This is a genomic window from Burkholderia sp. NRF60-BP8, from assembly GCF_001522585.2.
In the GTDB taxonomy this organism is placed as follows: Bacteria; Pseudomonadota; Gammaproteobacteria; order Burkholderiales; family Burkholderiaceae; genus Burkholderia.
In genome coordinates this window covers 640,724-666,293 of the sequence record NZ_CP013373.1, presented here as the reverse complement: position 1 = coordinate 666,293, position 25,570 = coordinate 640,724, and the positions used below count along the sequence as shown (strand labels likewise).

26 protein-coding genes and 1 other RNA gene are annotated in these 25,570 nt (G+C 67.7%); 17 read left to right on the top strand and 10 right to left on the bottom strand.

All coding sequences use genetic code 11. From position 1 onward, the window contains the following. Window positions 1-117 precede the first annotated feature (117 nt). The 3 genes from WS54_RS16275 to WS54_RS16265 all read left to right on the top strand — a co-directional run bounded on the left by WS54_RS16275 (window position 118) and on the right by WS54_RS16265 (window position 3,568). Window positions 118-627: an NUDIX hydrolase gene (locus WS54_RS16275; RefSeq protein WP_059779224.1), complete on the top strand. Its 510-nt coding sequence runs from the start codon at window positions 118-120 to the stop codon at window positions 625-627. Next, complete coding sequence (mnmA, locus tag WS54_RS16270; protein ID WP_034206433.1) at window positions 624-1,829, top strand: tRNA 2-thiouridine(34) synthase MnmA; 1,206 nt, start codon at window positions 624-626, stop codon at window positions 1,827-1,829. The genes WS54_RS16275 and mnmA overlap by 4 nt, the downstream gene beginning before the upstream one ends. A 119-nt stretch (window positions 1,830-1,948) precedes the next feature. Then, window positions 1,949-3,568 carry an FMN-binding glutamate synthase family protein gene (locus WS54_RS16265; RefSeq protein WP_059779222.1) on the top strand — a complete coding sequence of 540 codons (1,620 nt, stop codon included), beginning with the start codon at window positions 1,949-1,951 and terminating at the stop codon, window positions 3,566-3,568. A gap of 86 nt (window positions 3,569-3,654) precedes the next feature. Here WS54_RS16265 and WS54_RS16260 read toward each other — a convergent pair whose 3' ends face one another. Continuing rightward, entirely contained in the window at window positions 3,655-4,269 is a 615-nt protein-coding gene (locus tag WS54_RS16260) for a glutathione S-transferase family protein (protein WP_027783574.1), read from the bottom strand. 184 nt (window positions 4,270-4,453) lie between these two features. On the opposite strand from WS54_RS16260, the gene WS54_RS16250 reads away from it, so the two are divergent. The 10 genes from WS54_RS16250 (at window position 4,454) to WS54_RS16205 (ending at window position 15,050) form a co-directional block, all read left to right on the top strand. Further along, window positions 4,454-5,851 (top strand): aminopeptidase P N-terminal domain-containing protein, encoded by a 1,398-nt coding sequence (locus WS54_RS16250; protein ID WP_059779219.1) that lies wholly within the window; start codon window positions 4,454-4,456, stop codon window positions 5,849-5,851. A 74-nt stretch (window positions 5,852-5,925) separates the two neighbouring features. Further along, entirely contained in the window at window positions 5,926-7,113 is a 1,188-nt protein-coding gene (locus tag WS54_RS16245; RefSeq protein WP_059779217.1) for a UbiH/UbiF/VisC/COQ6 family ubiquinone biosynthesis hydroxylase, read from the top strand. 137 nt (window positions 7,114-7,250) lie between these two features. Continuing rightward, entirely contained in the window at window positions 7,251-8,318 is a 1,068-nt protein-coding gene (dusB, locus tag WS54_RS16240; RefSeq protein WP_034206429.1) for a tRNA dihydrouridine synthase DusB, read from the top strand. Next, window positions 8,315-8,548, top strand: a complete 234-nt coding sequence (locus WS54_RS16235; protein WP_006476892.1) for a Fis family transcriptional regulator — start codon at window positions 8,315-8,317, stop codon at window positions 8,546-8,548. The genes dusB and WS54_RS16235 overlap by 4 nt, the downstream gene beginning before the upstream one ends. 44 nt (window positions 8,549-8,592) lie before the next feature. Further along, window positions 8,593-10,158 carry a bifunctional phosphoribosylaminoimidazolecarboxamide formyltransferase/IMP cyclohydrolase gene (gene purH / locus WS54_RS16230; RefSeq protein ID WP_059779215.1) on the top strand — a complete coding sequence of 522 codons (1,566 nt, stop codon included), beginning with the start codon at window positions 8,593-8,595 and terminating at the stop codon, window positions 10,156-10,158. A gap of 154 nt (window positions 10,159-10,312) precedes the next feature. Next, window positions 10,313-10,855 (top strand): crossover junction endodeoxyribonuclease RuvC, encoded by a 543-nt coding sequence (gene ruvC / locus WS54_RS16225; protein ID WP_059779212.1) that lies wholly within the window; start codon window positions 10,313-10,315, stop codon window positions 10,853-10,855. Window positions 10,856-11,029: 174 nt separating this feature from the next. After that, complete coding sequence (ruvA, locus tag WS54_RS16220) at window positions 11,030-11,611, top strand: Holliday junction branch migration protein RuvA (RefSeq protein WP_021162490.1); 582 nt, start codon at window positions 11,030-11,032, stop codon at window positions 11,609-11,611. Between the two features lie 108 nt (window positions 11,612-11,719). Then, window positions 11,720-12,793, top strand: a complete 1,074-nt coding sequence (gene ruvB / locus WS54_RS16215; RefSeq protein ID WP_059500998.1) for a Holliday junction branch migration DNA helicase RuvB — start codon at window positions 11,720-11,722, stop codon at window positions 12,791-12,793. A 23-nt stretch (window positions 12,794-12,816) separates the two neighbouring features. Then, complete coding sequence (locus WS54_RS16210; protein ID WP_059779210.1) at window positions 12,817-13,770, top strand: oxygenase MpaB family protein; 954 nt, start codon at window positions 12,817-12,819, stop codon at window positions 13,768-13,770. Window positions 13,771-13,913: 143 nt separating this feature from the next. Next, window positions 13,914-15,050 carry a ParB/Srx family N-terminal domain-containing protein gene (locus WS54_RS16205; RefSeq protein ID WP_082724986.1) on the top strand — a complete coding sequence of 379 codons (1,137 nt, stop codon included), beginning with the start codon at window positions 13,914-13,916 and terminating at the stop codon, window positions 15,048-15,050. A gap of 59 nt (window positions 15,051-15,109) precedes the next feature. Here WS54_RS16205 and WS54_RS16200 read toward each other — a convergent pair whose 3' ends face one another. Genes WS54_RS16200 through tyrS form a run of 3 tightly spaced genes read right to left on the bottom strand, consistent with a single transcriptional unit; the run spans window position 15,110 to window position 17,492 of the window. Further along, window positions 15,110-15,772, bottom strand: a complete 663-nt coding sequence (locus WS54_RS16200; RefSeq protein ID WP_034206425.1) for a histidine phosphatase family protein — start codon at window positions 15,770-15,772, stop codon at window positions 15,110-15,112. 23 nt (window positions 15,773-15,795) lie between these two features. Continuing rightward, the gene (dtd, locus tag WS54_RS16195; protein ID WP_034206424.1) at window positions 15,796-16,254 is read right to left on the bottom strand and encodes a D-aminoacyl-tRNA deacylase; all 459 of its coding nucleotides are present in this window, start codon (window positions 16,252-16,254) and stop codon (window positions 15,796-15,798) included. Next, entirely contained in the window at window positions 16,251-17,492 is a 1,242-nt protein-coding gene (gene tyrS, locus WS54_RS16190; RefSeq protein WP_059779208.1) for a tyrosine--tRNA ligase, read from the bottom strand. The genes dtd and tyrS overlap by 4 nt, the downstream gene beginning before the upstream one ends. Window positions 17,493-17,634: 142 nt before the next feature. On the opposite strand from tyrS, the gene WS54_RS16185 reads away from it, so the two are divergent. Further along, the gene (locus WS54_RS16185; RefSeq protein WP_059779206.1) at window positions 17,635-18,783 is read left to right on the top strand and encodes an anhydro-N-acetylmuramic acid kinase; all 1,149 of its coding nucleotides are present in this window, start codon (window positions 17,635-17,637) and stop codon (window positions 18,781-18,783) included. Between the two features lie 112 nt (window positions 18,784-18,895). Here WS54_RS16185 and erpA read toward each other — a convergent pair whose 3' ends face one another. From erpA to rplM, 3 genes are all read right to left on the bottom strand, one after another. Continuing rightward, window positions 18,896-19,267 (bottom strand): iron-sulfur cluster insertion protein ErpA, encoded by a 372-nt coding sequence (gene erpA / locus WS54_RS16180; protein ID WP_006759918.1) that lies wholly within the window; start codon window positions 19,265-19,267, stop codon window positions 18,896-18,898. Between the two features lie 218 nt (window positions 19,268-19,485). Continuing rightward, on the bottom strand, window positions 19,486-19,878 hold the full coding sequence (gene rpsI / locus WS54_RS16175) for a 30S ribosomal protein S9 (RefSeq protein WP_006476904.1): 393 nt from the start codon (window positions 19,876-19,878) through the stop codon (window positions 19,486-19,488). A gap of 11 nt (window positions 19,879-19,889) precedes the next feature. Further along, on the bottom strand, window positions 19,890-20,318 hold the full coding sequence (rplM, locus tag WS54_RS16170) for a 50S ribosomal protein L13 (protein ID WP_009687896.1): 429 nt from the start codon (window positions 20,316-20,318) through the stop codon (window positions 19,890-19,892). Between the two features lie 312 nt (window positions 20,319-20,630). On the opposite strand from rplM, the gene WS54_RS16165 reads away from it, so the two are divergent. Together WS54_RS16165 and WS54_RS16160 are read left to right on the top strand one after the other, a co-directional pair. After that, a complete protein-coding gene (locus tag WS54_RS16165; protein WP_059779204.1) occupies window positions 20,631-20,936 on the top strand; it encodes a DUF1090 family protein in 306 nt (101 codons plus the stop codon). A gap of 409 nt (window positions 20,937-21,345) precedes the next feature. Further along, window positions 21,346-21,810 (top strand): OsmC family protein, encoded by a 465-nt coding sequence (locus WS54_RS16160; protein ID WP_074801272.1) that lies wholly within the window; start codon window positions 21,346-21,348, stop codon window positions 21,808-21,810. A 68-nt stretch (window positions 21,811-21,878) separates the two neighbouring features. On the opposite strand, the gene rnpB is transcribed toward WS54_RS16160, so the two are convergent. The 3 genes from rnpB to pyrC all read right to left on the bottom strand — a co-directional run bounded on the left by rnpB (window position 21,879) and on the right by pyrC (window position 24,242). Then, window positions 21,879-22,290: RNase P RNA component class A (rnpB, locus tag WS54_RS16155), an RNA gene on the bottom strand. Window positions 22,291-22,302: 12 nt separating this feature from the next. Further along, window positions 22,303-23,181: a DUF3025 domain-containing protein gene (locus WS54_RS16150; RefSeq protein WP_059779202.1), complete on the bottom strand. Its 879-nt coding sequence runs from the start codon at window positions 23,179-23,181 to the stop codon at window positions 22,303-22,305. Further along, window positions 23,178-24,242 carry a dihydroorotase gene (pyrC, locus tag WS54_RS16145; RefSeq protein WP_059779200.1) on the bottom strand — a complete coding sequence of 355 codons (1,065 nt, stop codon included), beginning with the start codon at window positions 24,240-24,242 and terminating at the stop codon, window positions 23,178-23,180. Before pyrC ends, WS54_RS16150 begins: the two co-directional genes overlap by 4 nt. Window positions 24,243-24,446: 204 nt before the next feature. Between pyrC and WS54_RS16140 the strand changes: the two genes are divergently transcribed. Beyond that, window positions 24,447-25,361, top strand: coding sequence for a class II glutamine amidotransferase (locus WS54_RS16140; protein WP_034206417.1), 915 nt, complete (start codon window positions 24,447-24,449; stop codon window positions 25,359-25,361). The last annotated feature ends 209 nt before the right edge of the window (window positions 25,362-25,570 follow it).

The window sequence follows — 25,570 nt, the reverse complement described above, 5'->3', positions numbered from 1 at the left end:
CATGCAGCGTCGTGACGCAGCGCCGGGACGGGCGATCTGCGAGGGTCGGATCGTCCGACGAACGGCCGGCGGCGGACGACCGGCAACGTTCGGGCGCAACCGGTAAAATGCCGAACCATGAAACCCGAAATCTGGACCCCGCATGTGACGGTCGCCGCGCTCGTCGAGCGCGCCGGCCGCTTTCTCGTGATCGAGGAAGAAACCTCGACGGGCCTGCGCATCAACCAGCCGGCCGGTCATCTCGAAGCCGGCGAAACGCTGGCCGACGCCGTGATCCGCGAAACGCTCGAGGAAACCGCGCGCCCGTTCACGCCCGACGCGCTCGTCGGCGTCTATCTCGCGCATTACGATCGCCCCGGCAGCGCCGGCGCGACCTACCTGCGCTTCACGTTCTGCGGCACCGCCGGCGAACCGGTCGCGGGCCATGTGCTCGACGACGGCATCGTCCGCACGCTGTGGATGACGGCCGACGAACTGCGCGCCTGCAGCGAGCGCCATCGCTCGCCCGCGGTGATGCGCTGCGTCGACGACTATCTCGCCGGGCGGCGCATTCCGCTCGATTTCGTGCACACGCACTCGGTCGCCCCGCGCCCCGAGGCATTCGAACGTCAGGCGGTCGGCAAATGAGCAAGCGCCGTGTAGTGGTGGGCATGTCGGGCGGCGTCGATTCGTCGGTGACCGCGTGGCTGCTGAAGGAACAAGGCTACGACGTGGTCGGCCTGTTCATGAAGAACTGGGAAGACGACGACGACGGCGAGTACTGCTCGACGCGCCAGGACTGGATCGACGTCGTGTCGGTGGCCGACCTGATCGGCATCGACGTGGAAGCCGTCAACTTCGCCGCCGAATACAAGGACCGCGTGTTCGCCGAGTTCCTGCGCGAATACTCGGCCGGCCGCACGCCGAACCCCGACGTGCTGTGCAACGCCGAGATCAAGTTCAAGGCGTTCCTCGACCACGCGATGTCGCTCGACGCGGAAATGATCGCGACCGGCCACTACGCGCGCGTGCGCGAGCGCGACGGGCGTTTCGAACTGCTGAAGGCCTTCGATCATACGAAAGACCAGTCGTACTTCCTGCACCGGCTGAACCAGGCGCAACTGTCGAAGACGATGTTCCCGCTCGGCGAGATCCCGAAGACGAAGGTGCGCGAGATCGCCGCGCAGATCGGGCTGCCGAATGCGAAGAAGAAGGATTCGACCGGCATCTGCTTCATCGGCGAACGGCCGTTCCGCGATTTCCTGAACCGCTATCTTCCGACGAAACCCGGCCCGATGAAGACGCCCGACGGCAAGGTGGTCGGCGAGCACATCGGCCTCGCGTTCTATACGTTCGGCCAGCGCAAGGGCATCGGCCTCGGCGGCAGCAAGAGCGGCAGCGGCGAGCCGTGGTTCGTCGCCGCGAAGGACATCGCGTCGAACACGCTGTACGTCGTGCAGGGTCACGATCATCCGTGGCTGCTGTCGCGCGAGCTCGTCGCCGGCAACGTGAGCTGGGTCGCCGGCGAGCCGCCGGCGGACGGCTTCGCGTGCGGCGCGAAGACGCGCTACCGGCAGGCCGACGCGGCGTGCAGGTTCGGCCGGGCCGCGATAGGCCGGGCCGCGGACGGCCGGGCCGCGACAGGCGCCGCGGCAGCCGGCCCGGCAGGCGAAGCGCGCTTCTCGCTCGCGTTCGACGACGCGCAGTGGGCCGTCACGCCCGGCCAGTCGGCCGTGCTGTACGACGGCGAGATCTGCCTCGGCGGCGGCATCATCGAGTCCGCGGCCACCGGCCAACCCGGTCAGGCTGCACCGGCGGGCCGCGCACCGGCGCTCGCCGAAGCACGCTGACATCCATTCGGTTTAGACTTGCGGCACGCCGCGCCCGGCGGAACACGATTCCGCCACGGCCGGTGTGCCGCCTTCGCAGCGCACGCATGGCGGTATCTCAAGATTCTTATGGAGTCCCCATGCTTTCAAGACGCTACCTCGCGATGTGGTGTGCCGTGCTGCTGCTCGTCGCAGCGGCCGCGCTCGCGTCGGCCCACGTTCTTTCCTGGCTGTGGATCGTCATCCCCATCGCCCTCGTCGCACTCGGCCTGTACGACCTGAACCAGGACCGCCACGCGATCCTCCGGAACTACCCGCTCTGGGGGCACTTTCGCTTCCTGTTCGAATTCATCCGACCTGAAATCCGCCAGTACTTCGTCGAGGACGACACCGACGAAAAACCGTTCTCGCGCGCGCAGCGCAGCCTCGTCTACCAGCGCGCGAAGAACGTCGCGGACAACCGTCCGTACGGCACCGAGCTGAACGTGAAGGCCGTCGCGCACGAATGGATCAGCCATTCGCTCGCGCCGACGAAGCTGCCGAGCCACGACTTCCGCATCCGCGTCGGCGCGAATCGCGCGCAACCGTACGACATTTCGATCTTCAACATCTCGGCGATGAGCTTCGGCTCGCTGTCCGCGAACGCGATCCGCTCGCTGAACCTCGGCGCGAAGAAAGGCGGCTTCGCGCACGACACCGGCGAAGGCTCGCTGTCGAAGTACCACCGCGAGCACGGCGGCGACATCATCTGGGAAATCGCGTCCGGCTACTTCGGCTGCCGCAACGACGACGGCACGTTCAACCCCGACAAGTTCGCGAAGCAGGCGGCCGATCCGCAGGTCAAGATGATCGAGGTGAAGCTGTCGCAGGGCGCGAAGCCCGGCCACGGCGGCGTGCTGCCGGCCGCGAAGATCACGCCGGAAATCGCCGAGACGCGCGGCGTGCCGATGGGCAAGGACTGCATCTCGCCCGCGACGCACTCGGAATTCTCGACGCCGCGCGAGCTGCTCGAATTCGTCGAGCGGCTGCGCACGCTGTCCGGCGGCAAGCCGACCGGCTTCAAGCTGTGCATCGGCCATCCGTGGGAATTCTTCGGGATCGCGAAAGCGATGATCGAGACGGGCATCGTGCCCGACTTCATCGTCGTCGACGGCGCGGAAGGCGGCACGGGCGCGGCGCCGCTCGAATTCACCGACCACGTCGGCGTGCCGCTGCAGGAAGGGCTGCTGCTCGTGCACAACACGCTCGTCGGGATCGGCGTGCGCGATCGCGTGAAGCTCGGCGCGAGCGGCAAGATCATCACCGCATTCGACATCGCGCGTACGCTCGCGATCGGCGCGGACTGGGTGAACTCGGCGCGCGGCTTCATGTTCGCGGTCGGCTGCATCCAGGCGCAGCACTGCCACACCGACCGCTGCCCGACCGGCGTCGCGACGCAGGACCCGGTGCGCCAGCGCGCGCTCGTCGTGCCCGACAAGGCCGAGCGCGTGTACAACTTCCACCGCAATACGCTGCATGCGCTGCAGGAACTCGTGCAGGCGGCCGGCCTCGCGCATCCGTCCGAGCTGCGCGCGCATCACATCGTGCAGCGGGTCGCGCCGCACGAGGTGCGGCTGATGTCGCAACTGCTGAAATACCTGAAGCCCGGTGCGCTGCTCGATGGCCAGACCTGCGGCTTGTCCCTGTACGACAAGTGGTGGCCGATCGCGCGCAGCGATTCGTTTGCGCTAGGCGAAGCCGTGTACGCGTCGATCGAGTGACGCGCGCGGCCCGCGCGGCAAAAAGAAAAGCGCCCCGCGGGGCGCTTTTCTTTCGTCTGCCGAATGCGTGAAGGCCGGGCCGCGGCTCAGTTCTGCGGCAGCGTATCGGCGAACGACTGTCGCTGCTGCAGCTTCACGAAGTGCTTGTCGAGGTTCGGGTGGCGATCGCGCCAGTCGAGCTCGGGCATCCGGAAATCGAGATAGCCGAGCGCGCAACCGAGTGCGATGTCGGCGAGCGTGTAATGATTGCCGACGCACCACGTCTTGCCGCCGAGACCCTGCGACATCGCGACGAGCGCGTCGTCGATCTTGCGTTGCTGGCGCGCGATCCAGCTCGCGCTGCGCTGCCCTTCTTCCCGCAGCGTGTGTTCGAGACGGATCGCGACCGCCGCGTCGAGCACACCGTCGCCCAGGGCTTCCCAGCAGCGCACTTCGACGCGCTCGCGGCCCGACGGCGGAATCAGCTTGCCGACCGGCGACAGCGTATCGACGTATTCGCAGATCACGCGGGAATCGAACACCGCGGCACCGTCCTCCATCACGAGGCACGGGACCTTGCCGAGCGGATTCGATGCATGAATATCCGTCTCCGGCGCCCACACGTTCTCGAGCTCCAGCTTGTAGTCGATCTTCTTTTCAGCAAGCACGATCCGCGCCTTTCGGACGTACGGGCTGCTGAGCGAACCGATTAATTTCATCATCTGCCTTTTCAAGGGAACCGCCGAGAGTATACGTTGTCGCCGATCATAACCGGCACGCGCGGCCGGGTAGAAAATCGCCCGTCCGGCCTGTGGATGGTTTGCAACAACCGCCGCGCGGGCCTTGGCCGGAGCGGCTTCCGGCCCCGCTCTCACGCACCGCGTCGCGCGGCGCTACAATCGCACGATGAATGCGCCCCTCGATACCGCCATCGCCGTCGACGTCTACCGCCAGCGCCGCGAACGCGTGCTTGCCGCACTGCGTGCCGCGGGCGGCGGCGTCGCCATCGTCCCCACCGCGCCGGAAATGCTGCGCAACCGCGATACGGCCTACCCGTACCGGTTCGACAGCTACTTCCATTACCTGACGGGCTTCACCGAACCGGATGCCGTGCTCGTGCTGAACGCGGCCGCGCCGCACGGCGCGCCGGAATCGATCCTGTTCTGCCGCGGCAAGAACGTCGACCGCGAGATCTGGGAAGGCTTTCACTACGGGCCCGACGCCGCACGCGACGCGTTCGGCTTCGACGCGGCATTCGCGGTCGACGTGATCGACACCGAAATGCCGCGCCTGCTCGCCGATGCGGGCACCGTGCACTACCGGTTCGGCGCATCGGCCGACTTCGAGCGCCAGCTCGCAGGCTGGATCGACGCGGTACGCGCGCAGGCACGCACGGGCGTCGCCGCGCCGGACGCGCTGCTCGACCTCACGCCGCTGCTCGACGACATGCGGCTCGTGAAGGACGAACACGAACTCGCGATCATGATGCGCGCCGCGCACATCTCCGCGCTCGCGCACCGCCGCGCGATGCAGGTGTGCCGCCCCGGCATCCGCGAATACGAGCTCGAGGCCGAGCTGCTGTACCTGTTCCGCAAGCACGGCGCGCAGGCGCCCGCGTACGGTTCGATCGTCGCGGCCGGCGCGAATGCGTGCGTGCTGCACTATCCGGCCGGCAACGCGGCCGCGCGAGACGGCGACCTGATCCTGATCGACGCCGCCTGCGAACTCGACGGCTATGCGTCGGACATCACGCGCACGTTCCCGGCCAACGGCCGCTTCTCGCCCGCGCAGCGCACGCTGTACGACATCGTGCTCGCCGCGCAGCAGGCCGCGATCGACGCGACGCGCGCGGGCGTGCCGTTCGAGGCGCCGCATGACGCAGCCGTCCGCGTGCTCGCGCAGGGGCTGCTCGACACCGGCATCATCCCGAAAACGCGCTTCTCGAACGTCGACGACGCGATCGCCGAGCGCGCGTACACGCGCTTCTACATGCATCGCACCGGCCACTGGCTCGGGATGGACGTGCACGACTGCGGCGACTACCGCGAGCGGCTCGCCGCGCGCGACGCCAACGGCGCGCTGCCGTGGCGCACGCTGAAAGCCGGCATGACGCTCACCGTCGAGCCCGGCCTGTACGTACGCGCGGCCGACGACGTGCCGCCCGAATACTGGAACATCGGCATCCGCATCGAGGACGACGCGATCGTGCGCGAGCACGGCTGCGAACTGATCACGCGCGACGTGCCGGTCGCGGCCGACGAGATCGAGGCGCTGATGCGCGAGGGCGCCGCGCACGGCGCGTGAGCGGCCGCGTGCCGCCGGCGACTGCCTGGACCGCTTGAACCGCTTCGACTGCCAACACCGTTTCACGAACCCTGATGACGACCGCTTCCCCCTCCGCCACGCCGGATTACGACCTCGCCATCGTCGGCGCGGGCCCCGTCGGGCTCGCGCTCGCAGGCTGGATCGCGCGCCGCAGCGCGACGCAGCATGCATCGATCGCGCTGATCGATGCACGCGACCCGGCCGCGAGCGCGAACGACCCGCGCGCGATCGCCGTGTCGCACGGCAGCCGCGTGCTGCTCGACACGCTCGCGTGGCCCGCCGACGCCACGCCGATCGAACATATCCACGTGTCGCAGCGCGGCCATTTCGGCCGCACGCTGATCGACCGCGACGAGCACGCCCTCGCCGCGCTCGGCTACGTGGTCCGCTACGGCTCGATCGTGCAGGCGCTCGCGAACGCGGTGCGCGGCACGCGCGTCGACTGGCTCACGTCGACCACCGCGCGCGCGCCGCAGCAGGACGCCGACGGCGTCGCGCTGACGCTCGACGGCCCGCAAGGCGAGCGCACGCTGCGCGCGCGCATCGTCGTCAATGCCGAAGGCGGGCTGTTCCACGAACAGCAGGCCGATACGGCCAAGCATCGCCGCGACTACGGACAGACCGCGCTCGTCGGCACGGTCACGGTATCGGCGCCGCGCCCGAACGTCGCGTGGGAACGCTTCACGCACGAGGGCCCGCTCGCGCTGCTGCCGCTCGGCGGCCCGCGTCAGGCCGATTACTCGCTCGTCTGGTGCTGTACGCCCGACGAAGCGGCGCGACGTGCCGCGCTGCCCGACGATGCGTTCCTGCGCGAGCTCGGCAGCGTGTTCGGCGAACGCATGGGCGAATTCGTCGCGATCGCCGGGCGCGCGTCCTTCCCGCTCGGCCTGAACGCCGCGCAGACGCTCGTCAGCGGCCGCGTCGCGATCGTCGGCAATGCCGCGCAAACGCTGCACCCGGTGGCGGGCCAGGGGCTCAACCTCGGGCTGCGCGATGCGCACACGCTCGTCGACGCGCTGTCCGCACAAGGCTTCGAAGCGACCGCGCTCGCGACCTTCAACGCGCGTCGCGCGCTCGACCGGCGCTTCACGATCGGCGCGACCGACACGCTGGCGCGCCTGTTTACGATCGACTCGGGCCCGCTGCCGCTGCTGCGCGGCGCCGCGCTCACCGCACTCGAGTTCGTGCCGCCGCTCAAGAAGGCGATCGCGCGTCAGATGATGTTCGGCCAGCGTAGCTGACGCGCGGCACACCGCACGGCGCGTCCGGGCAAATCAGGCAAACCGGGTCAAATCGGCGGGGCATGGGAATACGGTAAAATGCCCGCTTTCCGTCTTCCCTTCCCCTGCCCGCGCTCGTCGCGGGCGGCGCCATTGCGATGCCCGTTATCGGCTCTCACGTATTGCGTAACAACCTGTTCGTCGCCCCGATGGCCGGGGTGACGGACCGTCCGTTCCGCCAGCTGTGCAAACGGCTGGGGGCCGGTTACGCCGTGTCCGAGATGGTCGCGTCCAACGCGCAGCTGTGGAAAAGCGCGAAGACGATGCGGCGCGCGAACCACGAAGGCGAAGTCGAGCCGATCGCGGTGCAGATCGCCGGCGCCGATCCGGCGATGATGGCCGAAGCTGCCCGCTACAACGTCGACAACGGCGCGCAGATCATCGACATCAACATGGGCTGCCCGGCGAAGAAGGTCTGCAACGTCGCGGCCGGCTCCGCGCTGCTGCAGAACGAGCCGCTCGTGCAGCGGATCGTCGAGGCCGTCGTCGCGGCGGTCGGCACGGGGCCCGACGCGGTGCCCGTCACGCTGAAAATCCGCACCGGCTGGGACCGCGAGCACAAGAATGCGATCACGGTCGCGCGCCTGGCCGAAGCGGCCGGCATCTCGATGCTCACCGTGCACGGCCGCACGCGCGCCGATCTGTATCGCGGCGACGCCGAGTACGACACCATCGCGGCCGTGAAGGCGGCCGTGCGGATTCCGGTCGTCGCGAACGGCGACATCACGTCGCCCGCCAAGGCGAAGGCCGTGCTCGACGCAACCGGCGCCGATGCGCTGATGATCGGTCGCGCCGCGCAAGGCCGGCCGTGGTTGTTCCGCGAAATCGATCATTTCCTGCAAACCGGCGAGCTGCTGCCCCCGCCGCGGATCGACGAGATCCAGCACGTGATGAACGAACACCTGGAAGACCACTACGCTTTCTATGGCGAATTCACCGGCGTCCGTACTGCGCGCAAGCACATCGGCTGGTACACTCGCGGCCTTTCCGGTGCCAACGGGTTCCGGCACCGAATGAACACGCTCGATTCCACCCGCGAGCAGCTCGCCGCCGTCAATGCATTCTTCGAGGCGCAAAAGGCGCTGTCGGACCACCTCGTCTACGTCGACGACGAAGCGGAAAACAGCCAGGGCGAGTCGGACGACCATAACCAGTTAGCAGCATGAGCAAGCACAACATCGAACAATGTGTCCGCGAGAGCCTGGACGTGTATTTCCGGGATCTAGACGGCTCCAATCCGCACGACGTCTATGAAATGGTGATGTCCTGCGTCGAAAAGCCGATGCTCGAGGTCGTGCTCGTACAGGCCGGCGGCAACCAGTCGCTCGCCGCGGAGTACCTCGGCATCAATCGCAATACGCTGCGCAAGAAGCTGCAGCAGCACGGCCTGCTGTAGGCGGCCGTCCCGTCCCCGTTTCCCTGGCTATTGGTGGTTCCATCATGATCAAGCAAGCGCTCATTTCCGTTTCCGACAAGACCGGCATCGTCGACTTCGCGAAGTCGCTGTCCGACCTCGGCGTCAAGCTGCTGTCGACGGGCGGCACCGCGAAACTCCTCGCCGATGCCGGCCTGCCCGTGACCGAAGTGGCCGATTACACGGGCTTCCCGGAAATGCTCGATGGGCGCGTGAAGACGCTGCACCCGAAGGTGCACGGCGGCATCCTCGCCCGCCGCGACCTGCCCGAGCACATGCAGGCGCTCGAACAGCATGGCATCCCGACGATCGACCTGCTCGTCGTGAACCTGTATCCGTTCGTCGCGACGATCGCGAAGGACGACTGCACGCTCGCCGACGCGATCGAGAACATCGACATCGGCGGCCCGACGATGCTGCGCTCGGCCGCGAAGAACCACCGCGACGTGACGGTCGTCGTCGATCCGGCCGACTACGCGGTCGTGCTCGACGAAATGAAGGCGAACGGCAACACGGTCGGCTACCCGACCAACTTCCGCCTCGCGACGAAGGTGTTCGCGCACACCGCGCAATACGACGGCGCGATCACGAACTACCTGACGAGCCTGACCGACGAGCTGCAGCACGCATCGCGCAGCGCGTACCCGGCCACGCTGAACATGGCGTTCGACAAGGTGCAGGACCTGCGCTACGGCGAGAACCCGCACCAGAGCGCCGCGTTCTACCGCGACCTCGCGGCGCCGGCCGGCGCGCTCGCGAACTACCGCCAGTTGCAGGGCAAGGAACTGTCGTACAACAACATCGCGGATTCGGACGCGGCGTGGGAATGCGTGAAGACGTTCGACGCGCCGGCCTGCGTGATCATCAAGCATGCGAACCCGTGCGGCGTCGCGGTCGGCAACGACTCGGCAGACGCGTACGCGAAGGCGTTCCAGACCGACCCGACCTCGGCATTCGGCGGGATCATCGCGTTCAACCGCGAAGTCGACGAAGCGGCCGCGCAAGCGGTGGCGAAGCAGTTCGTCGAAGTGCTGATCGCCCCGTCGTTCTCCGACGCCGCGAAGCAGGTGTTCGCCGCGAAGCAGAACGTGCGCCTGCTGGAAATCGCGCTGGGCGACGGCCACAACGCATTCGACCTGAAGCGCGTCGGCGGCGGCCTGCTCGTGCAGTCGCTCGATTCGAAGAACGTGCAGCCGAGCGAGCTGCGCGTCGTCACGAAGCGCCAGCCGACCGCGAAGGAAATGGACGACCTGCTGTTCGCATGGCGCGTCGCGAAGTACGTGAAGTCGAACGCGATCGTGTTCTGCGGCAACGGCATGACGCTCGGCGTCGGCGCCGGCCAGATGAGCCGTGTCGATTCCGCGCGCATCGCGAGCATCAAGGCGCAGAACGCGGGCCTCACGCTCGCCGGTTCGGCGGTCGCGTCGGATGCGTTTTTCCCGTTCCGCGACGGCCTCGACGTCGTCGTGGCGGCAGGCGCGACTTGCGTGATCCAGCCGGGCGGCTCGATGCGCGACGACGAAGTGATCGCGGCAGCCGACGAGCACGGCATCGCGATGATCCTGACGGGCGTGCGCCACTTCCGTCACTGACCGCAGCATGCGGCCCGCGCGGCCGCTGCACGAAAACCCGGCGGCATCCCCTGCGCCGGGTTTTTTATTGCGCGGCGCCTTCGCGCCGGCCCGGGCGGCCGGCTTGCCGCACCATTCGTTGTAGTATCGCTGCATCACGCCATTCTCCTCACTCATGCGAATTCTCGGCATCGACCCCGGCCTGCGCGTCACCGGCTTCGGCGTCATCGACGTCAGCGGCCACCGGCTCGCCTATGTCACGAGCGGCGTGATCCGCACGCCGACGGCCGATCTGGCCACCCGCCTCGGCACGATCTTTCAGGGCGTCTCGACGATCGTGCGCGAACACGCGCCCGACCAGGCCGCGATCGAAAAGGTGTTCGTCAACGTGAACCCGCAGTCGACGCTACTGCTCGGCCAGGCGCGTGGCGCCGCGATCTGCGGCCTCGTCGCGGGCGGGCTGCCGGTCGCCGAATACACCGCGCTGCAGCTCAAGCAGGCCGTGGTCGGCTACGGCCGCGCGACCAAGACGCAAATGCAGGAAATGGTCACGCGGCTGCTCAACCTGTCCGGCCAGCCGGGCTCCGACGCAGCCGACGCGCTCGGCATGGCGATCTGCCACGCACACGGCGGCAATACGCTCGGCACGCTGGGCGGCCTCGCGCCGGCGCTCGCGCAGAAAGGGCTGCGCGTGCGGCGGGGCAGGCTGGTCGGCTGACGCCGCCGCGCGCCGCGGCCCGGCACGTCGGCTCGACCGCGTTGGCGCCTTGACCGTCCTACCCGCGCCCGACATGCCCGCGACGCGCGCCGCTTCGGGCCGACGGACGCGCCCCATCGGCATCGCGCCGCGCGTGCGCTACACTCGCGCTTTCTTCCTCGCATCCCGTCCTCCATGATCGGTCGCATCGCCGGCATCCTGCTCGAAAAGAACCCACCTCATCTGCTCGTCGACTGCAACGGTGTCGGCTACGAAATCGACGTGCCGATGAGCACCTTCTACAACCTGCCGCAAACGGGCGAGCGCGTCGTGCTGCTCACGCAGCAGATCGTCCGCGAGGACGCCCACCTGCTGTACGGCTTCCTGACGCCGCAGGAACGCACGACCTTCCGCGAACTGCTGAAGATCACCGGCATCGGCGCGCGCATGGCGCTCGCCGTGCTGTCCGGCATGAGCGTGCAGGAGCTCGCGCAAGCGGTGACGATGCAGGACGCCGCCCGCCTCACGCGCCTGCCCGGCATCGGCAAGAAGACCGCCGAGCGCCTGCTGCTCGAACTGAAGGGCAAGCTCGGCGCCGACCTCGGCGCGCTCGCCGGAGCCGCGTCGCCGTCCGACCACGCGACCGACATCCTCAACGCGCTGCTGGCGCTCGGCTACTCCGAGAAGGAAGGCCTTGCCGCGATCAAGAACGTGCCGGCCGGCACCGGCGTGTCCGAAGGCATCAAGCTCGCGCTGAAGGCGCTGTCGAAGGCGTAACGCGCGGTCGCTCCGGCCGTCGAAGCCAGTGTCGCGCCGCCGCGCGGCGCTCGCCAGTCGGCCGTTCGGCCAGGTGGTCCGCGCGTCGTCGCGCGGTACAATGGCCGCATGATTGAAACCGACAAACTCGCCACCGAGCAGCGGATCATCGCCGCCACGCCTGCCTCGTCGCACGAGGAGGTGTTCGAACGTGCATTGCGGCCGCGCCAGCTCGACGACTACGTCGGCCAGGAAAAGGTGCGCGGCCAGCTCGAGATCTTCATCGAAGCCGCGAAGCGCCGCTCCGAGCCGCTCGATCACGTGCTGCTGTTCGGGCCGCCGGGGCTCGGCAAGACGACGCTCGCGCACATCATTGCGCGCGAGATGGGCGTGAACCTGCGCCAGACGTCGGGCCCCGTGCTCGAGCGCGCGGGCGATCTCGCCGCGCTGCTGACGAACCTCGAGGCGAACGACGTGCTGTTCATCGACGAGATCCACCGGCTGTCGCCGGTCGTCGAGGAAATCCTGTATCCGGCGCTCGAGGATTACCAGATCGACATCATGATCGGCGAAGGGCCGGCGGCGCGCAGCGTGAAGCTCGACCTGCAGCCGTTCACGCTGGTCGGCGCGACCACCCGCGCGGGGATGCTGACCAACCCGCTGCGCGATCGTTTCGGGATCGTCGCGCGCCTCGAGTTCTACGACGCCGATCAACTGTCGCGCATCGTGCGGCGCTCGGCGTCGCTGCTGAATGCGCAGATCGATCCGAACGGCGCGCTGGAAATCGCGAAGCGCGCGCGCGGCACGCCGCGGATCGCGAACCGTCTGCTGCGCCGCGTGCGCGACTTCGCGGAAGTGAAGGCCGACGGCCAGATCACCGCGGCCGTTGCCGATGCCGCGCTCGCGATGCTCGACGTCGACCCGGTCGGCTTCGACCTGATGGACCGCAAGCTGCTCGAAGCGATCCTGTACAAGTTCGACGGCGGCCCGGTCGGCATCGACAACCTCGCGGCGGCGATCGGCGAGGAGCGCGACACGATCGAGGACGTGCTCGAACCGTACCTGATCCAGCAGGGCTTCCTGCAGCGCACGCCGCGCGGCCGGGTCGCGACGCTGCTCACGTATCGCCACTTCGGGCTGTCGGTACCCGATGCGCGCCGCATCACCGAGCACGACGCGTGGGATACCCCCGACGGGAAGTAATCCGTCGCCGCGCCGCACCCGCCATGACGACGCCGCCCAGCCGCCACCCCACCGCACCCGTGCCGGGCCCGCGCTGGGCCGAGCCGATCCGCCAGCGGCTCGTGGCCGGTATCACGCACCTGACGGCCGGCGGCGGCGGCCCGTCGATCGATCTCTCGTCACCGCCTGGCGACCCGGGGCTGTTCGGCCCCGACGCCGTCTGCTGGCGCGTGCATGCCGATTTCACGTCGATGATGACGGGCGGCATCGCCGCGCTGCTGCTGCAGGCGCTCCACCCGCTCGCGCTCGCGGGCGTCTGGGATCATTCGTCGTTCCGCACCGACATCTTCGGCCGCTTGCGGCGCACCGCCACGTTCATCACGGGCACGACGTTCGGCAGCCGCGCGGACGCGCTCACGCTGATCGAGCGCGTGAAAACGATCCACACGCGCATATCAGGTACCGCGCCCGACGGCCGGCCGTACCGCGCCGACGATCCGGCGTTGCTCACCTGGGTGCACGTCGCGGAAGTGTCGAGCTTCCTCGCCGCGCATCTGCGTTACGTGAATCCCGCGCTGCCGGGCGAACTGCAGGACCGCTATTACGCGGAGACGGCGCTGATCGCCGAGCTGCTCGGCGCCCGTGAGATTCCGCGTTCGCGCGCCGAGGTGGCCGCTTATCTCGCGCGCATGCTGCCCGAACTCGAAGCCGGGCCGCGTACCTTCGAAGTCATGTCCATCCTGCTGAATGTGCCGGTCGCGAAGCCCACGCTGCGGCCTGCCGCGTCGCTGGTGATGCACGCCGGGATCGACCTGTTGCCGCCGTGGGCGCAGCGCATGCTCGGCGTGTCGACCTTCGCGCCGTTACGGCGCGCGGTGGTCCGACCCGGCATACGCGCCATCGCGCCCGTGCTGCGCTGGGCGCTCGTGAACGGCGCGTCGAAGCGAGCGCGCCGCCGCGCGACGGCCACGCCGTCCGACGGCACCCCGCCCGCCTGACGATCCGCTTCTTCGGATCATTTCAATTTGCTGTCAAATAGCAGTGGCAAACTGACCGGCTTGCACCCGCGCACGGTCGCACGTCCTGCTCGTCACGCGCGACCGTGACCCGCGCGGTGTCCCGCCCACCCGACCGCCGCACGATGCCCGCGATGCCACGCCTGCCGATCCGTTTCGCCCTTGCCGCCAGCCTGTCCACCGTCTTCGCGCTCGCCGCGTGCGGAGGCGACGATGTCGCCGCCGTCGCGCGCACGGACGCGCAACCGCCGTCCGGCGGCACGACGACGACGCCGGCGCCCACGCCGCCCGCCACCACCACGCCGCAGCCGGGCAAATGGAAGGCTGCCCGCGTCGGCGACCTGATCGACGTCACGCTCGGCGACCTCCATCCGACGCAGGGTGCGATCGGCTACGACCAGATCTACTACAAGCTCGGCCGCTACGAACTCCAGCCCGACAAGAAATTCGACGACTTCTGCGCGGACGAAGGCCTCGGCGGCGTCGCAGCGAGCGGCTACACGGCCAAATCGTCGCTGCGCGATCCGGCGAGCTACACGTGCGCGACGACCGACGCGAACGCCCGCGACCGCTCGGTGCTGAACCCCGTCGTGATCGGCCCCAACGGCGATACGCTATACCTGACCGACGGTCATCACGGGCTGTCGACCTATTACGAAACGCCCGACGGCGGCCCGACGCTGCACGTGCATGTCGTCGTCAAGGACAACCTCGGCGACTATTCGGGCGACGCGTTCTGGCAGCAGATGCAGAGCCGCGGCTATCTGCGCCTGAAGAACGGCGACGGCAAGCCGATCACGACCGCGCAACTGCCGACCGGCCTCGGCCTGACGCTCGGGATGACGAACGACCGCTACCGCTCGCTCGTCTATTTCACGCGCGACATCGGCTACGGCAAACCCGCACAAGCGACCGACTACCTCGAGTTCTACTGGGCCGACTGGCTGCGCGCGCAGCCGGGCACGTTCGCGTTGGCCGGCTACGACCTGACGCGGCTGGGCACGACCGATCCCGATCCGGCGAAGGCCGACACGGGCTACCTGAATGCGGTCTGGAATGCGTCGACGCGGATGGTCGCGGCCACGGACCCCGTGATCGACGGCAAGACGGGCGCCGACCTCGGGCGCGCCGATGCGATCAACGGTGGGAAGAAATACGGCAAGGGGGAATTCGACAAGCTGCGCCAGCCGATCACGGCCGACAAACCCGGCAAGATCGCGTACGCGCTCGACTACAAGACGCGCCACGGGCTGCCGCAGTAAGCGTCACGCGCAAGGCAACGAAACCCCGAGGCCGGCCATGCCGGACGGGGTTGGCGTACTCAGAGCACCTTGCGGTATCCGTCGTCGTCGCTCGCGGCGTCGAGATGCGACACGTCGGCCCACCGCACGACCTGCGCACGGCCGTCCACGTAATCGACGACGTTGATGCTGGTGTTGAGCAGCTGATAATTACGCGGCGCCGACAACTCGATCCCGTTCGCGAAGCGATACACGCAATCGAGCACGCCGCCGTGCGCGACGCACGCGATCCGGCCGCCCGGATGCGCGGCGACGATCGGTTCGAGCGCATGCAGCACGCGGTGATAGAACTGGCGCTGCGACTCGCCGCCTTCCGGCGCGAAGCCCGGATCGCGCGTCTGCCAGGCCGCGTACGCGTCCGGAAACAGCGCTTCGATCTCGGTGCTGTCGTGCCCCTGGAACGCGCCGTACGACCGTTCGCGCAACCCTTCGCGCAGCAGCAGCGGCAGCCCGAGCACATCGGCGAACGGTTGCGCGGTCTGTTGCGCGCGCATCAGGTCGCTCGAATACACCGCGTCGATCCGCGCGCCGTCGCGCGCCTCGCGCCCGAGCCGGGCCGCCAGCCGCTGCGCCTGCGCGAGCCCCGTGTCGGCCAGCGGAATGTCGATATGCCCCTGGATGCGCTTGATGCGGTTCCAGGCCGTCTCGCCATGGCGGATGAAAAGAATCTGCGTAGTGGCCATCGCGGCGCGCCTCCGGGGAAGAATCAGGGCCGCACTTGCAGCCAGAACGTCACGGGGCCGTCGTTGACGAGCGACACCTGCATGTCGGCGCCGAACTCGCCCGTCTCGACGACGGGATGGCGCGCCCGCGCGGCCGCGACGAAATAGTCGAACAGCCGCGCGCCTTCGTCGGGCGGCGCGGCCGGCGTGAAGCTCGGACGCAGCCCGCTGTTGGTATCGGCCGCGAGCGTGAACTGCGACACGAGCAGCAGGCCGCCTGCACGGCCTGCGCCGTCGATGTTCGACACCGGCAGGTTCATCTTGCCGGCCGCGTCGCTGAACACGCGATAGCCGAGCAGCTTCGCGAGCAGCTTGTCGGCCGCGGCCTCGGTATCGCCGCGCTCCGCGCAGACGAGCGCGAGCAGGCCCGCGCCGATCTCGCCCGTCGTGCGCTCGCCGACGCGCACGTCGGCGCGCTTCACGCGCTGGATCAGCGCGATCATGCGGTCAGCGTGACGCGCGCGAAGCGGCGCTTGCCGACCTGCACGACGAACTCGCCGGCCTCGACCTTCAGGCCCTTGTCCGACACGGTCGCGCCGTCGATCTTCACGCCGCCCTGCTCGATGTTGCGCAGCGCTTCGCTCGTCGACGGCACGAGGCCGGCCTGCTTCAGCAACTGACCGATCGCCAGCGGCGCGCCGGCCAGCGTGACCGACGGAATGTCGTCCGGCACGCCGCCCTTCGCGCGGTGGTTGAAGTCCTCGAGCGCGCGCTCGGCATCGGCCTGCGAGTGAAAGCGCGCGACGATTTCCTGCGCGAGCAGCACCTTGAAGTCGCGCGGGTTGCGGCCGCCTTCGGCGTCGCGCTTGAAGCCGGCGATTTCTTCCATGCTGCGGAACGACAGCAGTTCGAAGTAACGCCACATCAGCGTGTCCGAAATGCTCATCAGCTTGCCGAACATGTCGGTCGGCTTCTCGCTGATACCGACGTAGTTGCCCTTCGACTTCGACATCTTCTCGACGCCGTCGAGGCCTTCGAGCAGCGGCATCGTCAGGATGCACTGCTGTTCCTGGCCGTACTGCTTCTGCAGCTCGCGGCCGACCAGCAGGTTGAATTTCTGGTCGGTGCCCCCGAGCTCCAGATCGGCGTTCAGCGCGACCGAATCGTAGCCCTGCATCAGCGGGTACAGGAATTCGTGGATCGAGATCGGCACGCCGCCCTGGAAGCGCTTCGTGAAATCCTCGCGCTCGAGGATCCGCGCGACCGTGTAGCGCGACGCGAGCTTGATCATCCCATCCGCGCCGAGCGGCATCGACCATTCGCTGTTGTAGCGGATCTCGGTCTTGTCGCGATCGAGCACGAGCGCGGCCTGCTCGAAGTAGGTCTTCGCGTTCGCTTCGATCTGCTCGCGCGTGAGCGGCGGGCGCGTCGCGTTGCGGCCCGACGGATCGCCGATCAGCGACGTGAAATCGCCGATCAGGAAGATCACCGTGTGGCCGAGGTCCTGCAGCTGGCGCATCTTGTTCAGCACGACCGTATGGCCGATGTGGATGTCGGGCGCGGTCGGGTCGAGGCCGAGCTTGATGCGCAGCGGCGTGCCCGTGGCTGCGCTGCGCGCGAGCTTCTGCGCGAACTCTTCCTCGATCAGCAGCTCGTCGACGCCGCGCTTCGTGACGGCGAGCGCATGCCGGACTTCGTCGGTGATCGGGAAAACGGGCTTGGAACTGGGTTCGGTGCTCATCGGTGCCGGGAAGAATGTCGCAAAAACAGGGATTTTCCCATAACTTGCGCGCGCATCGCTTAACGACGCGCCACGTTGCGCGGATAATCGGGCGCAAGGCGCGCGGCACCGGCCCGCGCCGCACGATCCAGGAGAACCCAACGTGCCGCAACGACCGCCGCAGAATGCCCATCCGGCAGACGGCATCTACTTCGGGCTGATGTCGGGAACCAGCATGGACGGCGTCGACGGCGTCGCCGTGCGTTTCGAGGCCGGCCGCGCGCCGGCCGTGCTCGCGGAAGCGTTCGTCGGCTTCGCGCCATCGCTGCGCGACGCGCTGTTCGCGCTGCAGCAGCCCGGCGACAACGAGATCGACCGCGAATCGCTCGCGGCGAATGCGCTCGTCACGCGCTATGCGGTGTGCTGCCATGAATTGCAGCGTACGGCCGTGCTGTCGCGCGACGAGATCCGCGCGATCGGCGTGCACGGCCAGACGGTGCGCCATCGCCCCGAGCGCGGCTATACGCGCCAGCTCAACAATCCGGCGCTGCTCGCCGAGCTGACCCAGATCGACGTGATCGCCGATTTCCGCAGCCGCGACGTGGCCGCGGGCGGCCACGGCGCGCCGCTCGCACCCGCCTTCCATGCGACGGTGTTCGGCGCGCCGGGCGAAACGCGCGTCGTCTGCAATCTCGGCGGGATCAGCAACATCACGATCCTGCCCGACGCGGGCGGCGACGTGCGCGGCTTCGACTGCGGGCCCGCGAACGCGCTGATCGACGCGTGGGCGACCCGCCATCTGGGCAAGCCGTACGACGACGGCGGGAAGTTCGCCGCACGCGGCAGCGTCCACGCGCCGCTGCTCGACGCGTTGCTCGACGAACCGTATTTCATCGCGCCGCCGCCGAAAAGCACCGGACGCGACCTGTTCAATCCCGCTTGGCTCGATGCGAAGCTCGCCGCGTTCCCGCAGGTTGCGCCGGAGGATGTGCAGGCGACGCTCACCGCGCTCACCGCGGTATCGGTGGCGCGCGAGATCGCGCTGCACGCGCCGGGCTGCAAGGCCGTCTTCGTATGCGGCGGCGGCGCACGCAATCCGGTGCTGCTCGACGCGCTCGGGCACGCGCTGCGCGAGGCCGGCGTGCCGGCCACCGTCGATACGACGGCCGCGCTCGGCGTACCGCCGCAGCAGGTCGAAGCGCTCGCGTTCGCGTGGCTCGCGTACCGCTTCACCGCGCGTCAGCCCGGCAATCTCGCGAGCGTGACGGGTGCCGCCGGCGAGCGCGTACTCGGCGCGCTCTATCCGCGCTGAAGCGGAAGCGATACCCGCTGCGCAGCGGGCGCCGCAAGACGAGCGCGCATGAAAAACGGGGCATCAAGCCCCGTTTTTCATGCCGGCGAACCGGCGCGGATCCGGCGTTCGCTCAGACCGAGAATGACGAACCGCACCCGCAGGTGGTGGTTGCGTTCGGATTCTTGATCACGAACTGCGCGCCGTTGAGGTCGTCCTTGTAGTCGATCTCGGCGCCGACCAGGTACTGGTAGCTCATCGAGTCGATCAGGAGCTGGACGCCGTTCTTGTTCATCACGGTGTCGTCCTCGTTGACTTCCTCGTCGAACGTGAAGCCATACTGGAAGCCGGAGCAGCCGCCACCCTGCACGAACACGCGCAGCTTCAGGTCGGGATTGCCCTCTTCGTCGATCAATTGCTTGACCTTGTCGGCCGCGGCGTCGGTGAAGACGAACGGCAGCGGCATATCGGTCGTCGTTGCTGCGGATTCGGTAACAGCGTTCATTCGAACTCTCCAAAAAGCTTTAGCCGCTATTGTAGGGCCGATCAGAAGATCGTGCTGAAGTCCATGAAATCAACAGGTTCTTGTCGATTTCATCAAGGGCGCCCACGCGTGCGGGCGCCGCAGCGAGCCCGGAAGCGGGCATAAAAAAACCGCCAGCGCGAAAGCTGGCGGTTTTTCCGGCGGACGCCGCCCGAAAGCGGCGAGGCCATGAAGCGAAATTAACGCTTCGAGAACTGCTTTGCGCGGCGAGCCTTGCGCAGACCGACCTTCTTACGCTCGACTTCACGCGCATCGCGCGTGACGAAGCCTGCGCTCGACAGCGACGGCTTCAGCGTCGCATCGTAGTCGATCAGGGCACGGGTGATGCCGTGGCGCACTGCGCCTGCCTGACCCGTTTCGCCGCCGCCGTTGACGTTCACCTTGATGTCGAACGTCTGGCCGTGGTTCGTGAGTTCCAGCGGCTGACGCACGATCATCAGCGACGTTTCGCGCGAGAAGTAGTCAGCGATGGGCTTGCCGTTGACGATGATGTCGCCCTTGCCAGCCTTGATGAAGACACGTGCGACAGCGCTCTTGCGGCGGCCCGTGCCGTAGTTCCAGTTACCGATCATGTGGGCTCCCCTTAGATCTCGAGCGCCTTCGGCTGTTGAGCCGAATGCGGATGCGTCGCTTCTGCGTAGACCTTCAGCTTCTTGATCATCGCGTAGCCGAGCGGGCCCTTCGGCAGCATGCCCTTGACCGCCTTCTCGAGCGCGCGGCCCGGGAAGCGTTCCTGCATCTTGCCGAACGTCGTTTCATAGATACCGCCCGGGTAGCCCGAGTGACGGTAGTACTTCTTGTCCAGCGTCTTGTTGCCCGTGACCTTCAACTTGCTCGCGTTGATGATGATGATGAAATCACCGGTGTCGACGTGCGGGGTGAACTCAGGCTTGTGCTTGCCGCGCAGACGGCGTGCCACTTCGCTGGCAACACGGCCGAGAACCTTATCCGTCGCGTCAATCACGTACCATTCGCGCGTCACCTCATGGGCTTTTGCGGAAAACGTCTTCATGATCGATCCAAAAAAAATGCTTTGCCCGATGTGTTCTTCCTGCTTGTCTGTGTGCGCTTCGAGGCGCGGTGCAGGCTCTCCCTGTTCTTTTTCCGTGGGCATGAATGCGGAAAAGCCCTGAATTATAAAGGAAATACGGCTGCGTGGTCAAAGAGATTCCACGTCCCGTGTTCGGAACGGCCGAAATGAGCCAAAATTCGATCGTGCCCCGACCAGCCAGGCGAACCGAGCGCCTGGGGGAGGCACCCATCGACGCGGGGCACCTGACCTTGCCGCGCCCGACCGGCCGAACCCGAAAAACAACAAATCAGCATGATGAAACAACAACTTACGCCTTTCCTCGCGGCCGCCCTGCTGGCCGCCGCGGCGCCCGCCGTCGCCGCCCGCTCCGGCTGCGAAGCCAAGCTCGACGCACTCGATGCGCGCATCGCCGAAGCCCGGACCACGCATGCCGAAGACCGCATCGCGCGCCTGCGCGCGGTGCGCGAACGCGTGCGCCACTTCTGCGCGCGCGGCCACGGCCACGCGTCGGCCGCCCACGCGCCGACGCCCGATGCCGGCGCGCGCGGCGCGTCGCCCGACGCGACCTCGCAGCCGGCGGCGCGACAGCCCGCGTGACGCGGCGGCGCGTGCAAGCCGCGCGCCGATGTTTGCATGGGACGAAAAAAAGCCCGAACGGATGGTTCGGGCTTAATCCACCTTAGGAGGAGGGTGGAGGAGACATTCGGAGGTTGCCGCAGCGCGACAACCAATGAGGTTCATTATACGAATGGCCTACGGACTTCACAAGAAAATTTGCATGGCGAAATTACATCCCACGATATGGGATTGTGGCCGACAAACTCACACACTAAAATTGTCGTTTTAAATCAAATACCTAATCGCACCAGACACGACCTGAAACCGTCCCCGCCTAGAGCAAAACCCCTAAATCCAGCAGGGAAATCGCCGCTCGCCGCCCCGCTCGCCCGGCGCCTGCGTTGCACGTCGTGCAGCGCATCAGCCGACCGTTGCGCCGCGGGCTACAATGCCGGATCGAATCCGAATCAGGCAACGCTGGAGTGCAAGCATGGAATGCAAAGTAAGCTGGATGGGCCAGGACGGCATGGCGTTTTCCGCCGAGACCGGCAGCGGGCACCTCGTCACGATGGACGGCGCGCCCGAAGGCGGCGGCCACAACCTCGCGCCGCGTCCGATGGAAATGGTGCTGCTCGGCACCGGCGGCTGCACGGCCTATGACGTCGTGCTGATCCTGAAGAAAAGCCGCCAGGAAGTGAGCGGCTGCTCGGTCACGCTGAAGGCCGAGCGCGCGAGCGAAGATCCGAAGGTGTTCACGAAAGTGCACTTCCACTTCACGGTCACCGGCCGCAACCTGAACCCGGCCACGGTCGAGCGCGCGATCAACCTGTCGCACGACAAGTACTGCTCCGCGTCGATCATGATCGCGAAAACGGCCGAACTCACGCATTCGTTCGACATCGTCGCCGCCTGAGCACACGGCGAACGCACGAAAAAAGGGCCGGCGCTCCGCACGGAGACGCCGGCCCTTTCGCATTCGAACGGCAAAGCAGGCCGATAAGCCGGATTCTGTGCACGCCGCGCGCCGAAGCGCACCGCGCGTGGCAGCCATTCCTCTAGGCGCGCCATTGCTGACGCGCTCAAGCTTCCTACCCGCAGACGAGACGGGGGCCCCGTCCTGCATCCGAAAATGCGCGCCTGCCTACTTGGAATTGCTCCGGGTGGAGGTTACCGTGCCGGCGAACGTCGCCGTCGCCGCGGTGCGCTCTTACCGCACCGTTTCACCCTTACCTGATCCCGGCTTGCGCCGGGCCATCGGCGGTTTGCTTTCTGTTGCCCTGTTCCGCGTGTCGCCACGGATGGCCGTTAGCCATCACCCTGCCCTGTGGAGTCCGGACTTTCCTCGCCCCCGCGCGCCCGAAGGCGGCGAGGCCGCGACTGCCTGGCCTGCTTTGCGACGCGCATTCTAGCACTGCGCGCCGCCGTCGGCAGCGCGCGAGCGGCGGCCGCTGCGAAACACGGCCGGATCGTCGTAGAACGCGGCGTCGGCATTCGCCGCGCACCAGCCCGGCACGCCGAGCACCGGCAGCGGCGCGAAATCGCGGGGCGTCAGCGCGCGCGTCGCGAGTTCGGCGGCGATGCGCGCGTCGACATGCGCGCGCCGTTGCGCGTCGGACCATGAGAAATAGTCGACGCTCACTTCCACGATCCACGTGTGCGCGGTGCAGGATTTGTACGGTACGACGAGCTGTTCGAGTAGGGCATGCCCAACCAGCCGCGCTTCGCAGCGCGTCCCCCACGCATCGCGCTCGGCCACCAGCAGCCGCGGCCAGTCGAAGCCGCGCAGCGCGTCGGCGAGCGCGCGGTCGGCCGTGACGAACAGCGCCGCATTCTCGTCGAACAACGTCAGTGCATCGCGCAACGCGCCGCGCACGGGGCCGACCCCGCCCGCCGCATCGATCGCGGCGGCCTGACGTGCATTCAGCGCGGCCTTGGCGCGCGGGTACGCGAACCAGACGAGCGCATTGAAGAAGTCGTGGAGATTCTGGCGGGTCGGCACGCGACCGGTGGCCGCAATATGGGTCTCGTACGCGACGCCGGGGGGCAGCTCGGCCTGCGGCACGAACCGCAGCGGCCGGCCGCGACCGGTGACGCGATCGCCGCCGTGCAATGCGCCGTTCAGCGCATCGAGCAGCGCGGCGTCGCCCGCACGGGCGGCCGCCTGCCACGCGCGGCCCGGCTCCGCGTAAGGCGCGAGCCACGGCGCGGACCAGTCGATCCGCGCGAACGCCGCCGCCGCGAGACCGGCCGCAGAGCCGGATTCGCGCGGCGGCGCGCCGGTCACGCGAGTTTCCAGCCGATCGTCTCGCCGCCGCGCAGCGGCACGACCGGCGTATCGCCCGCGAAGATCTCGCGCGGCAGCTCCCACGCCTCGCGACGCAGCGTGACCGTCTCGGCGCTGCGCGGCAGCCCGTAGAAATCCGCGCCGAAGAAGCTCGCGAACCCTTCCAGCTTGTCGAGCGCGCCGGCCGTGTCGAATGCTTCCGCGTACAGTTCGAGCGCGTGCAGCGCCGTGTAGCAGCCCGCGCAGCCGCACGCGGTTTCCTTCGCGCCGCGCGCATGCGGCGCGCTGTCGGTGCCGAGGAAGAAGCGCGGGTTGCCCGACGTCGCGGCCTCGACCAGCGCCACGCGATGCGTCTCGCGCTTCAGCACCGGCAAGCAGTAGTAATGCGGGCGAATCCCGCCGACGAACAATGCGTTGCGGTTGTACAGCAGGTGATGCGCGGTGATCGTCGCGCCGAGCAAACCGGGCGCCGCGTCGGCATCGCGCACGTAGTCGGCCGCGTCCTTCGTCGTGATGTGCTCGAACACGACCTTCAGGCCCGGGAAATCGCGGCGCAGCGGCGTCATCACGCGATCGATGAACACCTTCTCGCGATCGAACAGGTCGATCGACGCATCGGTCACCTCGCCGTGCACGAGCAGCGGCATGCCGGTGTCCTGCATCGCCTCGAGTGTCTTCGCGCATTTCGCGAGATCGGTGACGCCGTGGTCGGAGTTCGTCGTCGCGCCCGCCGGATACAGCTTCACGCCGTGCACGAAGCCGCTCTCGCGCGCGCGGCGGATTTCGTCGGGCGGCGTGTTGTCGGTCAGGTACAGCGTCATCAGCGGTTCGAACGTCATCCCGGCCGGCAGCGCGGCGAGGATGCGCTCGCGATAGGCCTGCGCCTGCGCGGTGGTCGTGACCGGCGGCTTCAGGTTCGGCATGACGATGGCGCGGCCGAACTGGCGGGCGGTGTGCGGCAGCACGGCGGCGAGCATGTCGCCGTCTCGCAGGTGCAGATGCCAGTCGTCGGGACGGGCGAGCGAAAGCGTCGCCGGGGAAGAAGCGTTCGAGGCAGTCATAGGAGGCGTCGTGAGGAACGGGCTTGCCATCGGCGGGGCCGGAACGCGCGTGCGCGGGCCGACTGACGGCAAACCGCAACACGGGGCCTTTGACCAGCGGAATCCGCTTTTTACCGCTCAGGGCTCGGTGATATGCTAGAAACCGCATTGTACCGGGGTTCGCCCGGTTCGTTACCCCCGCTTCAGCCTGCCGCCCCACGTAAAATGTGCCAACTCCTTGGAATGAACTGCGCCGCGCCGACGGACGTCACATTCTCCTTCACAGGTTTCGCGGCCCGGGGCGGGCTCACCGATCACCATGCCGACGGCTGGGGCATCGCGTTCTTCGAAGACAAGGCCTGCCGTCTCTTCATCGATCACCAGGCATCGGCCACGTCGCCGATCGCCGAAATGGTGAAGCGCTACCCGATCAAGTCCAAGAACACGATCGCGCATATCCGCAAGGCGACGCAAGGGCACATCCTGCTCGAGAACAGCCATCCGTTCATGCGCGAGCTGTGGGGCCGGCACTGGATCTTCGCGCATAACGGCGACCTGCAGGACTACGCGCCGGACATGGACGGCAGCGTCTACCATCCGGTCGGCACGACCGACAGCGAGCAGGCGTTCTGCGTGCTGATGCAGGGGCTGCGCGAGGCCTTTCCCGGCGCGCAGCCGCCGCTGCCCGAACTGTTCGAGCGGGTCGGCGAGCTGACGCGCGGCATCACCGATCACGGCGTGTTCAACTTCCTGATGTCGAACGGCCAGGCGCTCTTCGCGCACTGCTCGACGCGGCTGCACTACCTCGTGCGGCGCTGGCCGTTCTCGACCGCGCATCTCGTCGACGAAGACCTGTCGATCGACTTCGCGAAATACACGACGCCGGAGGATCGCGTCGCGGTGATCGCGACGCAGCCGCTCACCGACAACGAAGTCTGGACCGCATTCGAGCCGGGCGAGCTGATCATGTTCCAGTGCGGCGACGTCGCCGCGCGGATGCGGATTCCGGTGCCCGAGCGCGTGCTCGAGAAACTGCGCAACCCGTCGCTCGACGCATCGGCGTCCGCGCCGCGCACGGCGGTTCGCGAAGCGCTCGCCGCCGCGGCCGACGGCGATTCCGACGACGCGATCGATTTCTGAAGCGCGGCCGCGGCCGCTTCCTGCGCACTGCCTGCTGCGCGAGCTTCACGCGACGCGTCCGACGACGCCCGTCATCGGCGCAAATCGCCCCGCTCCGGCCAATATGGTTTCATTTTGACGACCACCCGGCGCAACCGATCGACGTCACGCAACATTTGCTTGATTTTATTAATTTACAAACGAAAATAAATAAAAGACGAGACAAACAA